Consider the following 275-nt stretch of genomic DNA (forward strand, 5'->3'; position numbering starts at 1 on the left):
TGGCTGAAGCGCGACACGAGCGTCACCTACGCGTTCGTGGTCGCGCAGGGCCTCTTCGCCGCCGTGGCCCTCCTCGTCGCCGGCCCGCTCTACCTGTTCGCCGCGGACCTGCCCGGCCCGGATACGGTGGCTGGCTTGCAGAACCTGCTGCTGATGGGCGCGGCCTGGCTGCTCATCCCCTTCATGGGCGCGATCCGGAGCCATGTCATCGTCGCCGTGGCCTTCGGTGCCGGTGCGGCCGTCATGGTGGCGCTCATCGCGATCGCCCCGAGCAG

At 70.9% G+C, this 275-nt stretch carries 1 protein-coding gene; it reads left to right on the top strand.

Features of this window, described 5'->3' with window-relative positions:
• On the top strand, nt 1-275 hold a 275-nt coding region (locus tag AC0IY1_RS25385; RefSeq protein ID WP_471773347.1), incomplete at both ends, for a hypothetical protein.

This window comes from Methylobacterium sp. AC690 (genome assembly GCF_979256535.1).